12 protein-coding genes and 1 riboswitch are annotated in these 12,981 nt (G+C 66.8%); of the genes, 4 read left to right on the plus strand and 8 right to left on the minus strand.

The features are described 5' to 3' along the window. Nucleotides 1–442: 442 nt before the first annotated feature. Nucleotides 443–1,732, minus strand: coding sequence for an adenylosuccinate synthase (locus tag BJQ90_RS06245; protein WP_226759439.1), 1,290 nt, complete (start codon nucleotides 1,730–1,732; stop codon nucleotides 443–445). Between the two features lie 307 nt (nucleotides 1,733–2,039). Then, nucleotides 2,040–2,144, plus strand: a riboswitch (SAM riboswitch). Nucleotides 2,145–2,156: 12 nt separating this feature from the next. On the opposite strand from BJQ90_RS06245, the gene BJQ90_RS06250 reads away from it, so the two are divergent. Then, nucleotides 2,157–3,365 carry a cobalamin-independent methionine synthase II family protein gene (locus tag BJQ90_RS06250; RefSeq protein WP_226759440.1) on the plus strand — a complete coding sequence of 403 codons (1,209 nt, stop codon included), beginning with the start codon at nucleotides 2,157–2,159 and terminating at the stop codon, nucleotides 3,363–3,365. Nucleotides 3,366–3,537: 172 nt separating this feature from the next. Continuing rightward, nucleotides 3,538–4,170, plus strand: a complete 633-nt coding sequence (locus tag BJQ90_RS06255; protein ID WP_226759441.1) for a uracil-DNA glycosylase — start codon at nucleotides 3,538–3,540, stop codon at nucleotides 4,168–4,170. Between the two features lie 142 nt (nucleotides 4,171–4,312). Here BJQ90_RS06255 and BJQ90_RS06260 read toward each other — a convergent pair whose 3' ends face one another. The 3 genes from BJQ90_RS06260 to BJQ90_RS06270 all read right to left on the minus strand — a co-directional run bounded on the left by BJQ90_RS06260 (nucleotide 4,313) and on the right by BJQ90_RS06270 (nucleotide 6,621). Then, entirely contained in the window at nucleotides 4,313–4,741 is a 429-nt protein-coding gene (locus BJQ90_RS06260) for a DUF3151 domain-containing protein (RefSeq protein ID WP_226759442.1), read from the minus strand. A 2-nt stretch (nucleotides 4,742–4,743) separates the two neighbouring features. Next, on the minus strand, nucleotides 4,744–5,763 hold the full coding sequence (fbaA, locus tag BJQ90_RS06265; protein ID WP_226759443.1) for a class II fructose-bisphosphate aldolase: 1,020 nt from the start codon (nucleotides 5,761–5,763) through the stop codon (nucleotides 4,744–4,746). 210 nt (nucleotides 5,764–5,973) lie between these two features. After that, nucleotides 5,974–6,621: a TrmH family RNA methyltransferase gene (locus BJQ90_RS06270; protein ID WP_226759495.1), complete on the minus strand. Its 648-nt coding sequence runs from the start codon at nucleotides 6,619–6,621 to the stop codon at nucleotides 5,974–5,976. A 115-nt stretch (nucleotides 6,622–6,736) separates the two neighbouring features. On the opposite strand from BJQ90_RS06270, the gene BJQ90_RS06275 reads away from it, so the two are divergent. Beyond that, nucleotides 6,737–7,591: an HAD-IIA family hydrolase gene (locus BJQ90_RS06275; RefSeq protein ID WP_226759444.1), complete on the plus strand. Its 855-nt coding sequence runs from the start codon at nucleotides 6,737–6,739 to the stop codon at nucleotides 7,589–7,591. 11 nt (nucleotides 7,592–7,602) lie between these two features. On the opposite strand, the gene BJQ90_RS06280 is transcribed toward BJQ90_RS06275, so the two are convergent. The 4 genes from BJQ90_RS06280 to pyrE all read right to left on the minus strand — a co-directional run bounded on the left by BJQ90_RS06280 (nucleotide 7,603) and on the right by pyrE (nucleotide 10,926). Beyond that, entirely contained in the window at nucleotides 7,603–8,643 is a 1,041-nt protein-coding gene (locus BJQ90_RS06280) for a thioesterase domain-containing protein (RefSeq protein WP_413463646.1), read from the minus strand. 84 nt (nucleotides 8,644–8,727) lie between these two features. Beyond that, on the minus strand, nucleotides 8,728–9,375 hold the full coding sequence (locus BJQ90_RS06285; protein WP_226759445.1) for a hypothetical protein: 648 nt from the start codon (nucleotides 9,373–9,375) through the stop codon (nucleotides 8,728–8,730). Between the two features lie 107 nt (nucleotides 9,376–9,482). After that, on the minus strand, nucleotides 9,483–10,250 hold the full coding sequence (locus BJQ90_RS06290; RefSeq protein ID WP_226759446.1) for a GAF and ANTAR domain-containing protein: 768 nt from the start codon (nucleotides 10,248–10,250) through the stop codon (nucleotides 9,483–9,485). Nucleotides 10,251–10,341: 91 nt separating this feature from the next. Further along, nucleotides 10,342–10,926, minus strand: a complete 585-nt coding sequence (gene pyrE, locus BJQ90_RS06295; RefSeq protein WP_226759447.1) for an orotate phosphoribosyltransferase — start codon at nucleotides 10,924–10,926, stop codon at nucleotides 10,342–10,344. 141 nt (nucleotides 10,927–11,067) lie between these two features. Between pyrE and acsA the strand changes: the two genes are divergently transcribed. Beyond that, entirely contained in the window at nucleotides 11,068–12,960 is a 1,893-nt protein-coding gene (acsA, locus tag BJQ90_RS06300; protein WP_226759448.1) for an acetate--CoA ligase, read from the plus strand. Nucleotides 12,961–12,981: the final 21 nt, after the last annotated feature.

Here is a 12,981-nt window from a genome sequence, read left to right on the forward strand (position 1 = left end):
GAGTCGCCGGGACCGCAGGGGTTGCCGGGACGGCGGGCGTAACGGGGCTCACTTCAGCCTGCTGGGTGTTCGAAACCTGGGCCGCGTTGGCCAGGCCGATGCCGGAGAACCCTCCGACAGCGAGAATCGCGGCGCCGACAGCAATCTTGGTGGTCTTGCTAACACTCTTCATAAGAAACGTACATCCTTTGTTTTTGGGTGAAAGCCGGCTGCGGCCCGATGGAGGCTGGCAACAGCCCGCGCGTTCAGTGGAAGGTCGGCCGGAAATCCGATGGGGGGGTCCAGGCTCCGGCGGCGCTTACAAAGGAGTAATCGCTGGGGTGCCCCAAAAGGTTACGCACGGCTTGGAAGTTTCTTTTTCCACCGGACGAGCAACGGCGGCGGGCCACCCTTCCAGGTGACCCGCCGCCGTCGGGCGCCGCGATGAGCGCGTCAGTCAGTATCAGTCATTGATCAGGTCGTTGATCACGATCGTCTGGTCGCGGTCCGGGCCGACGCCGATCGCGGAGAACCGCGTGCCGGAGAGCTTCTCAAGGGCCAGCACGTAGTTCTTGGCGTTCTCCGGGAGGTCTTCCAGGGTGCGGGCGCCGGTGATGTCCTCGGTCCAGCCTTCGAAGTACTCGAAGATCGGCTTGGCGTGGTGGAACTCGGTCTGCGTCATCGGCATTTCATCGTGCCGGACGCCGTCGACGTCGTAGGCCACACAGACCGGGATCTGCTCGATGCCCGTGAGCACGTCCAGCTTGGTGACGAAGTAGTCCGTGAAGCCGTTGACCCGGGAGGCGTGGCGCGCCAGCACGGCGTCGTACCAGCCGCAGCGGCGCGGGCGGCCGGTGTTGACGCCGAACTCGCCGCCGGTCTTCTGTAGGTACATGCCCATCTCATCGAACAGTTCCGTGGGGAACGGGCCCGCGCCCACGCGGGTGGTGTACGCCTTGATGATGCCGATGGAGCGCGAGATCCGGGTGGGGCCGATGCCCGAGCCCACGGAGGCGCCGCCGGCGGTCGGGTTCGAGGAGGTCACGAAGGGGTATGTGCCGTGGTCAACGTCGAGGAACGTGGCCTGGCCGCCCTCCATGAGGACCACTTTGCCCTCGTCCAGCGCGGTGTTCAGGACATAGGTGCTGTCGATGACCAGCGGGCGGAGGCGCTCGGCGAAGGATAGGAAGTACTCCACGATCTCGTCCACCTCGATGTCGCGGCGGTTGTAGACCTTGACCAGCAGTTCGTTCTTCTGGCGCAGCGACCCTTCGACCTTCTGGCGCAGGATGGAGGCGTCAAAGACGTCCTGGACGCGGATGCCGAGGCGGGCCACCTTGTCCATGTAGGCCGGGCCGATACCGCGGCCGGTGGTGCCGATGGCGCGGCTGCCGAGGAACCGCTCGGTGACCTTGTCCAGGACCTGGTGGTAGGGCGCCACGAGGTGGGCGTTGGCGGAGACCCGCAGCTTGGAGGTGTCGGCGCCGCGGGCTTCCAGGCCGTCGATCTCCTGGAACAGCGCCTCAAGGTTCACCACGCAGCCGTTGCCGATAATCGGAACCGCGTTGGGGCTCAGGATGCCGGCCGGAAGGAGCTTGAGCTCATACTTCTCACCGCCTACGACGACGGTGTGCCCGGCATTGTTGCCGCCGTTGGGCTTGACGACGTAGTCGACTCGGCCACCAAGCAGGTCAGTGGCCTTACCTTTGCCTTCGTCGCCCCATTGGGCTCCGACGATCACGATTGCTGGCATGGGATCCTCCCCCATTCGTTCGGGCCGAAGTCCGTGTGATTCACCAGGGTGGTCACCGGAGCTCAGCGCCGTTCATGAGAACGCCCCGGATCTACCGCTGTGCTCTTACCATCAACGCCAGAGTTCGGGGCTCTTACCACCCAAGTTTAGCCGATCGCGGTGGCGGCGACTCATTTGACCATCCAATGGACTTCCCGCCGGCTTTGCGGGGACCGGGCAGGTCGGCTGCGCCGCGAACCGGTGTCCAGCCAGCGGAACTTCGTCGGATCGGCTTGCGCGGGGGCGCGCGGTCGAATTAAGTGGGAGGTGACCATCCCGAGCGGCCGAGGGACCTGGACCATTGACGCCGCAGCAACCTGCCCGGACACAGCATTGTGACGGCCAAGGGTGCTACCGCCAGGACCGATGGAAAGGAAGCGCCCCCGTGCAGCAGAACACCGACCATATCCGCGCCACCCATGCCGGCTCGTTGCCCCGCACCCCCGAGCTCATCGCGGCGAACGAGGCCAAGGAAAAAGACGGCATCACCCCCGAGTTCCTGGACCTGCTGGAAACTTCCGTGGTGGACATCGTCCGGCGCCAGAAGGACCTCGGCATCGATGTCCCCAACGACGGCGAATACGGGCACACCATGTCCAGCTCGGTGGACTACGGCGCATGGTGGAACTACTCCTTCAGCCGGCTCGGCGGCCTTGAGCCGACGGAGGTGGACCGCTGGGCTGACGCCGCAGTGCACCGCTCCACACCCGGGAACATCGTGCTGACCTCCTTCCCGGACCGGCGCGACCGGCAGAAGTTCAACGAGGCCTACAACGATCCGTCCTCCGGAATCCTGGCGCACCGCAAGAGTGTCACGCAGCCGAAGATCGCCGGCCCGCTGCGCTACACCGGGCAGGACCTCGTGGGCTCGGACATCGCCAACCTCAAGACCGGCCTGGCCGCCGCCGGCCTGTCCGAGGGCTTCGTCGCCTCGCTGTCCCCCGGCTCCTGCGCCCGCGTCGCCAACGAGTACTACAAGACGGATGAGGAACTCCTCTACGCCTGCGCCGACGCCATGCGGGAGGAGTACAAGGCCATCATCGACGCCGGGCTCACGGTCCAGCTGGACGACCCGTCGCTGGCCGAAAGCTGGGACCAGATCAACCCGGAACCGAGCCTGGCCGACTATCTCAAATTCATCCAGCTCAGGGTTGAGGCCACCAACTGGGCGCTCCGCGACCTGCCGCAGGACCAGATCCGGCTGCACGTCTGCTGGGGCTCCTGGCACGGCCCGCACACCACGGACATCCCGTTCGCGGACATTATCGGTTCCGTCCTGCAGATCAATGCGGGCGGCTACTCCTTCGAGGCCGCCAACGTCCGCCACGAGCATGAATGGCGCGTCTGGGAGGACACCAAGCTCCCCGACGGAAAAGTCATCATCCCCGGCGTCGTTTCCCACGCCACCAACGTCGTCGAGCACCCGGACCTGGTGGCCGACCGGATCGTACGCTTCGCCGAACTGGTGGGCCGCGAAAATGTGATTGCCTCCACAGATTGCGGTCTCGGCGGCCGGGTGCACCCCCAAATCGCCTTTGCCAAGCTGGAATCCTTGGGAGAGGGCGCCCGCCGCGCCACCGCGCGGCTCTGGTAGCGGTCCCTCCGCGGGAACGGCATTTCGCGGGGCTTGATAGACTAGTAAGGATCGACCAGGAATCGGTCCACACCACATTTTCAAACCACACCGTACTTAACGTGCCCCGGTGCTCGGCGTGCCCACGTACGGTCTGGCAGCTTCACCAAACCCGCAGGAGACTCAGCAATATATGACAGCCTTGGCCACTGAAAATTCCCGCGAACAGCTTCTGAGCCGCCGCTACGAACCTAGCGTCGCGGCAGTCAACGAGCTGTGCGACACGCTGCAGGCAACCAAAGCTGGCATGAATGTCCCCTATGTGGACCCGATGCACGACGTTGACGAGTGCCGCATCATCAGCCTCTTCTCCAACATCGGAACCGAGGACGAGTCGGGTTTCATCACCGCCGGGGACGAAGAAGCCGCCACCCGCCTGCTCGGCGTCCAGTGGAAGCTGGGCCTGCGCCCGGAGTTCGTGATGCCGTGGAACGTCCACCCCTGGTACGTCCCGGGCGAGCCGAACGGCAAGTTCACGCCGGACCAGATTTCCGCCGGCCTGAAGCCGCTGCTGAAGTTCCTCGCCGTCGTGCCCCGCGCTTCAGTGATCGTGGCCCACGGCACCGAGGCCAACCGCCTCGCTAACCTGCTCCTCAAGACCGAGGTGCCGATGATCTGGCGCCGCGGCCTCAAGACCTACAAGGTCCGCTCGCTCAGCGGCCGCGCCTTCGCCGGCACGCCTGCCCGCCAGGAGCAGTACCTCGACGAAATGGGCACCGTCTACGCGGACGCCATGGCGCGCACCGGCCTGGCCAAGACCAGCTAGTCCCCGCCCACCCGCATCAACGGCGGCGGGCGCCCACCTTCTGGTGGACGCCCGCCGTCGCACGTTAACAAGCAACGCGGGGTCACTTACGGTCCATCCCAGGGTGTGGAATGGGCCGTAAGTGACCCCGCGTTGTGGTTGGTTAGCGGTTCTCGGCTTCGATGGCTGCCTTGGCGGCGGGATCGGAGTCCTTGAGGAACTTCTGGATCCGCTCCGGCTCTTCGGCCTCGCCGATTGCCGCGGAGGCGCGGCCCAGCGAATACAAAGCGCGCAGGAAGCCGCGGTTGGGTTCGTGCTCCCACGGGATGGGCCCGACGCCGCGCCAGCCGTTGCGGCGCAGCGAGTCCAGGCCGCGGTGGTAGCCGACACGGGAGTAGGCGTAGGAGTCGATGGTCCGGCCCTCTTTCCAGGCTTCCTCGGCCAGCACGGCCCAGAGCAGCGAGGAGGTCGGGTGCTTTTCCACCAGGTCCAGGGCTTCCTGGCCCGCATCCAGCGCTGCGTAGACCTCGGTCTCGGCGGGCAGGAGCGTGGGCTCAGGGCCCATCAGGTTCTTGCGGAACTCGTCCGACATCCCTAGAACGTCTTGCCGGTGGAGCCGAGCTGCTGGGCAGCCTCGACGACGCGCGCCGCGAGGCCGGCCTCGGCGGAGGCGCCCCAGACGCGGGGATCGTAGAGCTTCTTGTTGCCGACCTCGCCGTCGACCTTCAGGACGCCGTCGTAGTTGCGGAACATGTGGTCCACCACCGGGCGGGTGTAGGCGTACTGGGTGTCGGTGTCGATGTTCATCTTGATCACGCCGTAGGAGACCGCGTCGGCAATCTCCTTTTCGGACGAGCCGGAGCCGCCGTGGAAGACGAGGTCGAACGGGTTGGCCTTGCCGATCTTGGCGCCGACCTGCTCCTGGATGTCCTTGAGGATTTCCGGGCGGAGCTTGACGCCGCCGGGCTTGTAGACGCCGTGCACGTTGCCGAAGGTCAGGGCCGTGATGTAGCGGCCGTTCTCGCCGGAGCCGAGCGCCTCGATGGTAGCCAGGGCGTCCTCGACGGTCGTGTAGAGCTTCTCGTTGATGGCGTTTTCGACGCCGTCTTCCTCGCCGCCCACGGTGCCGATCTCGACCTCGAGGATCATCCGGGCGGCAGCGGTGCGCTCCAGCAGTTCACGGGCAATGCGCAGGTTCTCGGTGAGGGTCTCTGCGGAACCGTCCCACATGTGGGAGTTGAAGAACGGGTTGCGGCCGGCCTTGACCTCGGCCTCGGAGGCTGCCAGCAGCGGCAGGACGAAGCCCTCGAGCTTGTCCTTGGGGCAGTGGTCCGTGTGCAGCGCGACGTTGACGCCGTAGTTCTTGGCGACTTCGCGGGCGAACGCGGCAAACCCGAGCGAGCCGGCAACCATGTCCTTGGTGGAGGCGCCGGACCAGTAGGCGGCACCGCCGGTGGAGACCTGGACGATGCCGTCGGATTCGGCTTCGGCGAAGCCGCGCAGGGCTGCGTTAAGGGTCTGGGAGGAGGTGACGTTAACGGCGGGGAACGCGAAGCCGCCCGTCTTAGCGCGGTCGATCATCTCGGAGTAGATCTCTGGGGTTGCAATGGGCATGCTGACTCCTAAAGTGAATTTCGTCTGCGGGCTGGTTGACCCTGGAGTGAACCTCGTCGGCTAGGAACCATCCTAGCCATTCCTGCGCCGGAGGCAGTGTTTCCGGTCACTCGGGCCTGTAATATCCGGCTTCGCCTTGGCGCCTGGAGGCTCCCGGCGCGTGTCCGCGCGGGTTTCCGGCGGGTTCCGGCGGCTTCCGGCGCGGCAGTGCTACCCCGGGAGCTGGCTGAAGACGTGCCGGCGGATCCAGGCGTGCATCGCGATGGCCGCGGCCGAGGCGGCGTTGATCGACCGGGTGGAGCCGAACTGCTCGATCGACAAGGTGTCCACCGCCGCTTCGTGGACCTCGGGGGACAGCCCCGGGCCCTCCTGGCCGAACACCAGCACGCAGTCCCTGGGCAGTTCGTAGGTCTCCAGCGGCACGGAGTCCGGGAAGATGTCGATCCCGATGATCGCCAGCCCCTCCCCCCGTGCCCAGGCCACGAAGTCCGCAACGGTGGGGTGGTGGCGGATGTGCTGGTAGCGGTCGGTGACCATGGCCCCGCGGCGGTTCCAGCGGCGTCGTCCGATGATGTGGACTTCCTTGGCGAGGAACGCATTGGCGGTGCGCACAACGGTGCCGATGTTCATGTCGTGCTGCCAGTTCTCAATCGCGATGTGAAAGTTATGGCGCCTGGAGTCGAGGTCGGCCACGATCGCCTCGTGCTTCCAGTAGCGGTACTTGTCCACCACGTTGCGCCGGTCGCCGTCCGCCAGGAGGTCCGGATCCCAGTGCTCCCCCTGCGGCAGTTCGCCTTCCCAGGGCCCGACGCCGACCTCCGCCTTGGGCTCCGCCTCGGCCTCCGTCCCGGCCGTCATCCCGCCCTCTTTTGCGGTCAAGCTGCCGGAAAGGGTTTCGCTGGGTATCTCGGGTTCAGTCACGACTCAACATTAGACTGGGACTGGCATCGGCACATTATCGGCGGAGGACAGCATGGCGGAGCAGCAGGCAGACCACAGGGACAACGCGGACCAAGTGCGTTCATCAAAATCGGTGTACCGCAGCGGCCAGGAGATTGAGTGCTGGCTGACGGACATGGACGGTGTCCTGGTCCACGAAAACCAGCCCATCCCGGGCGCCGCTGAACTCATCCAGCGCTGGGTGGACACCTCCAAGCGCTTCCTCGTCCTGACCAACAACTCCATCTTCACGCCGCGGGACCTCGCCGCACGGCTGAAGAGCTCGGGCCTGGAAATTCCCGAGGAAAATATCTGGACCTCCGCCCTGGCCACCGCCCAGTTCCTCAAGGACCAGGTCCGCGGCTCGGATTCGGGCAACCGCGCCTACACGATCGGCGAGGCGGGCCTCACGACGGCGCTGCACGAGGCCGGCTTTATCCTCACCGACCAGGACCCGGACTTTGTGGTGCTCGGCGAAACCCGGACCTACTCCTTTGAAGCCATCACCATGGCCATCCGGCTGATCCTGGGCGGCGCGAGGTTCATCGCGACCAACCCGGACGCCACCGGGCCCTCGAAGGACGGGCCGATGCCTGCCACCGGCGCCATCGCGGCGCTCATCACGAAGGCGACCGGGCGGGAGCCCTACATTGTGGGCAAGCCGAACCCGATGATGTTCCGCTCGGCCATGAACCAGATCGACGCGCATTCGGAAACCACCGCGATGATCGGTGACCGGATGGACACCGACATCATCGCCGGGATGGAAGCCGGGCTGCACACTGTGCTGGTGCTCAGCGGCATCACGCATAAGGACGACATCGCCGCGTACCCGTTCCGGCCCAACCAGATCCTGAACTCCGTGGCGGACCTGAAAAACCAGATCTAGGCCCCTACGCATCAGATGGCGGTTTTTTTGCCGCCGCCGGAGGGCAGCGGGAACAGTTCGTCCTCGAGTTCCTCGATGATCGGGCGGTAGACAAACGGACTCCAGCCCGGGCTGGCGTGCGCCGGCCGGGCGCCGTCGGTCCGCAGGGAGTCCGAGGCCATGTTGTCCTTGAAGGTCAGCGACCAGGAGTCCCGGGCGCTCTCGTAATCCACGGTCCGGTCGCGGGGGTTGCCGATGAAGGCCATCCGGGTCCCGCCCAGCTTCCCCGCGAAACGGGTTGCGTCGAAGTGGTAGATGTAGGCGGACTCGGACTGGATCAGCACACTGGAGGGGGCAATCGGCGAGAGCTGTTCCATCGTCTGGTCCAGGACCTGCCCCCAGCTGCGCTCGTCCTTGTTCAGCATCCGCTCGCCCAGTTCGTAGCCGCCGCGCAGCACCGAGGGGAACCGGAAGCCGCTCTCATACAGGAACACCACCCCCTCAAACCAGCTTTGGTCCAGCACGTCGTGCTTGCCGTAGGGGCTGGAATCCAGCAGGATGAAGGCCACCTCAATGCCATGGAGCTCGCGGAGCCGGGCGGCGGCCTGGGTTGCCACCATTCCGCCGAAGCTGTGGCCATAGAAGTAGAACTTGGTGAGCTGGTGGGCCCGGGCGTGCTCGACGATGGCGATCACGATCTGGTCGATGTCGATGCCCACATTGGAATATCCGACGGCGGCGAGCTGGCCGCGCTTGTTCAGCGCCCCGCGCAGCGCGTTCAGGATCCACTGGGCCTCCTCCCAGCTCGTCTTGTAGCCGGGAAAGAGGAACCAGCTCGCGTTGGGGAAGTACTTCTCGGCCGTCTGGTCCGGCACCGTGAGGATCTTGTGGACGCGCCGTTCGGCCTGCACCCGCCGGGTGAACAGCATGTCGGCCGCCAGCACCGAGGCGGCACCGGCGCCGGCCAGGAACCCCCGCCGGGAAAATCTCTTCAGTTCCGCGGCATGCCGCAGCATCCGGGCGTCGGCCTCGCCGGCCCCGCCCGCATCCTCAACTTCCGGCTCACGCGGCACATCACTACCGTAGCCACGGAGGAACACGGATAAGAAACGACGCCGGATAACAGCTCGGCCACAGTCTGGCGGCTGGGCGTTTGCCTACACCGGTTCCGGTTCCCGGTCCGCTTCGGGGCGGCTGATTGTGCGGCCGTTTGCGCGCGGGATGCTGCTGTTGCCGGCATCGTGGCGGCTGATTTCACGGCCGGTGTCGCGCGGGAGGCTGCTGTTGCCGGCGTCGCGGCGGCTGATTTCCAGGCCGATTTCGTCATAGGTCGCGAGGAGCTGGGAGCGGGCCATGTCCGCCGGGTTGTCCAGCAGCACGAAGACGGAGTCACTGGCGGCCAGCAGTTCGTCGTCGGAGTAGACGTTCAGCGGCCTCGTTCCTGAGGCGTCAATGGATGCGCTGAACTCCGTCGACAGATCCAGGGACGGCAGCGCGGCGGCGGTGTTTTCCACGAACGGGGTCAGTTCCAGGGAGACACCGGCCGAGCTGGGCAAGGCGCCGGCCGTGTCGACGAGTGCTGCGGCGCCGTCGATTGCGTTGAGGTCGTTGCGGAGCCCTGCGAGAGCGGCGGATTCCACGAAGGTCGCGCGGCCGAGATCCACCCGGATGTGCGATGTGATGCCCAGCCGGCGGACGCGGGAGACCAGCTGCATCAGGGTAGGGCGGGAGAGCTGCGTCAGGCTTCCCCGGACGTCGATCCGGACGACATCCGAGGCGATGTCCAGCTTAACTTGAGCGTTCAACGAGTTGTCCATAGGTACTCCAAAAAAGGGTGTCTATGGCCGACGGCTCAACCTCATTCAGGGTATAGGCCGCCGAAGGAGCGCACAAGTCATATGGCGCTACCGGTTCAGCCCGCTGCTCGCCGGCCGGGTTCCTCGAAATGGGTGCGGGTCGCGGTGCCGCCCACGGACTGGACCAGGGACGCGGCGATGTCACGCAACTTGACGTTGCCGTTGCTGGACGCGTCGGTGAGGATCCTGACCGCTGTCTCCTGGTCACAGCGGTTTTGTGCCATGACGATCCCGATCGCCATGTCGATCACCGTGCGGGATTCGAGCGTGGCCCGGAGGTTGGTGGCACTGTCCGTGTGCAGGGAGAAGCGGACGGCCAGCCGCAGCGCCTGGGAGATCTCCCGGGTGTAGCCGCGCGCCCGGGCGGCAACATCACCGTCGAATTTGCGCGGCACGTCCGAATACAGGTTCAGTGCCGCCTGGGCCTCGCCCTGCAGATGGAACGGCACGGAGAGTACCGAGCGAAGGCCGTGCGAAGCGACGGCACTGGCATAGTCCGGCCCCCAGCGGTCCTCATCAAACAGGTCCGGAACGTAAACTTCGCGTTCCTCCTGCGCCGCCGTCAGGCACGGGCCCTGCGAAAGCCGGTACTGGATCTCGTCCACTTCGCGGGCGGAGTCGCTGCTCCAGCCGATGGTCGCGGCCTTGCGGTCCCGCAGCAGCGTGATGCCGCACAGGGCGTCGTCGCCGGCCCCCGCCACCTGGTGGGCGGAAAACCGCGCGAGTTCATTGAGGAAGTCCTCGAAATCGGCGCTGTCCAGGATCAGGTTCTGGATCTGGTCAACGGTGCTGAGGGGTTCGAGGATCTTTTCGGGCAGGAGCATGGCGCATGGTCTCCGGGGTCTGGTGGCTACTAGAAAATGATAAATCACAGCCAATCCACCGTCCACACGCGTCCGCTGAGGGACGAACGGCCTAGCTGAGGCCGAGTTCGTCCTTGCCGAACGCGAAGAGGTAGGGTACACCGGCCTCTGCCTCGATCTTTTCCTTGGCACCGGTATCGCGGTCCACAATCACGGCGACGGCGACGACGTTGCCGCCGGCCTTGCGGACGCCTTCGACGGCGGTCAGCGCGGAGCCGCCGGTCGTGGACGTGTCCTCAAGCACCAGCACCTTGCGGCCCTCAACGGAGGGGCCTTCCACCTGGCGGCCCATGCCGTAGGACTTCTGCGCCTTGCGGACCACAAAGGCGTCCACGGGGCGCCCGGCGTCGACGGCGGTGTGCATCACTGCGGTCCCCACCGGGTCGGCGCCCATGGTGAGGCCGCCGGCGCACTCAAAGTCGATCCCGGCGTCGTCCAGCAGCGAGAGCATGACCTGGCCGACGAGTTTGGAAGCCTCATGGTGCAGGGTGATCCGGCGCAGGTCAATGTAGTAGTCGGCCTCGGCGCCGCTGGAGAGGACGACCTTGCCGCGGACGACGGCCAGCTCCTTGATCAGTTCAAGCAGGCGGGCACGGGCGGCAGCGGCGTCAGCTGCAGGGGCACTGTTGGCAGTCATGGCACCCAGTTTAGTGGCTGGGAGGCAACGGATCCCCCGCCGGCCGCTTAGATGTCGGGCCGACTGCCGGAGACCGCCGGGACGCACCCGCCGGGCCTTTATCCTCTAGGCACCTCTGCCGGGCGGGAGTCCGATGGAACCATGACGGCAGGAACGGAACCCTCGACCCGCTGGCCCACCATCCCCAAGGACGTCGGCAGCTTCCGGGTCCGGCCGAACCTGGTGGACTATGACGCGGCGTGTGCCGGCTTTTCCTGGGACGAAGCCCGCCACGAACTGTCCGGGCTGCCCGGGGGCCGCGGCGTCAACATCGCCTATGAGGCGGTGGACCGGCACGCCGCCGGGGGGCACGCCGGTCACGAGGCGCTGCGGTTCGTCCGGGCCGACGGCAGCAGCCATTCGTTGACTTTTGCCGAACTGGCAGAACAAACCAACCGCTTCGCCGGGGTGCTCCGCGGCCTCGGCATCGGCCGCGGCGAGCGGGTCTTCTCGCTCACCGGCCGCGGCCCGGCGCTTTACATCGCGGTGCTCGGCACCCTCAAGAACGCCAGCGTCTTCTGCCCGCTGTTCTCCGCCTTCGGCCCCGAGCCGGTGCGGCAGCGGCTGCAGCTGGGTTCCGGCCGCGCCCTGGTCACCACCCGGGCCCTCTACCGCAAGAAAATCGCCCAGCTCCGCGGCTCACTCCCGGAGCTCCGGCACGTCCTGCTGACCGACGCCGACGGCCACCCGGAGCCGGGAACACTGGACCTCGCCGCGCTGATGCGCGCCGCGCCGGCGGAGGCTGAAATCGCCGCGACGCAGGCCGAGGACATGGCCCTGCTGCACTTCACGTCCGGCACCACCGGAACCCCGAAGGGCGCCATCCACGTGCACGACGCCGTCACCGCCCACCACGCGACCGGCACCTCCGCGCTGGACCTGCACCCGGACGACGTCTACTGGTGCACGGCCGACCCCGGCTGGGTCACCGGAACCTCCTATGGCGTGATCGCGCCATTGACCCACGGGGTCACGACGATCGTGGACGAGGAGGAGATGGAAGCGGACCGCTGGTACCGGATCCTCGCCGAACAGCACGTCACCGTCTGGTACACCGCCCCGACGGCGCTGCGGATGCTGATGAAGGCCGGGGCGGACCGCGCCCAGGGCCACGACCTCTCCGCCCTGCGCTTCGTCGCCAGCGTCGGCGAACCGCTCAACCCGGAGGTTGTCGTCTGGGGCCAGCAGGCATTCGGCCAGCCCGTGCATGACAACTGGTGGCAGACCGAAACCGGGGGCATCATGATCTCCAACTACGCGGCCACCGAGATCCGCCCGGGCTCGATGGGCCGGCCGCTGCCCGGTGTCCAAGCGGGCATCGTGGCCCGTGACGCCCAGGACAAGCCGATCGTCCGCGACGGCGAGGCGGTCCTGGTGACGGACCCGGACACCGTCGGCGAACTGGCCCTGCGCCCGGGCTGGCCCTCCATGTTCCGCGGCTATCTGCATGAAGAGAAGCGCTACCGGCGCTGCTTTGTGGGCGGCTGGTACCTCACCGGCGACCTGGCCAGGCGCGACGCCGACGGGTACTACTGGTTCGTCGGCCGCGGCGACGACGTCATCAAGTCCTCGGGGCACCTGATCGGCCCGTTCGAGGTGGAGAGCTCCCTGATGGAACACGAGGCCGTGGCCGAAGCCGGGGTGATCGGGGTCCCGGACCCGGTGGCCGGTGAGGTGGTCAAGGCCTTCGTGGAGCTGCGTCCGGGCTGGGCGCCCTCCGAGGAGCTGCAGCTGGAAATCATCGGATTCGCCCGCAAGCGGCTCGGCCCGGCGGTGGCGCCCCGGCTGCTGGACTTCACCACGGCCCTGCCCCGGACCCGCAGCGGCAAGATCCTGCGGCGGCTGCTCAAGGCCCGGGAGCTCGGCCTGCCGGAGGGAGACACCTCCACGATCGAGACGCCTCCGGGGGCGCCGGAACCGGGGCCACCGGAACCGGGGGCCTCCCCTCCGGGGGCGCCAGAGGCGGACGGACAGCGGCCGGAGGCGCAGCCATGACCGGGCCGCTCGACCCGCCGG

This window comes from Arthrobacter sp. SO3 (genome assembly GCF_020532825.1).
Classification (GTDB): Bacteria; Actinomycetota; Actinomycetes; order Actinomycetales; family Micrococcaceae; genus Arthrobacter.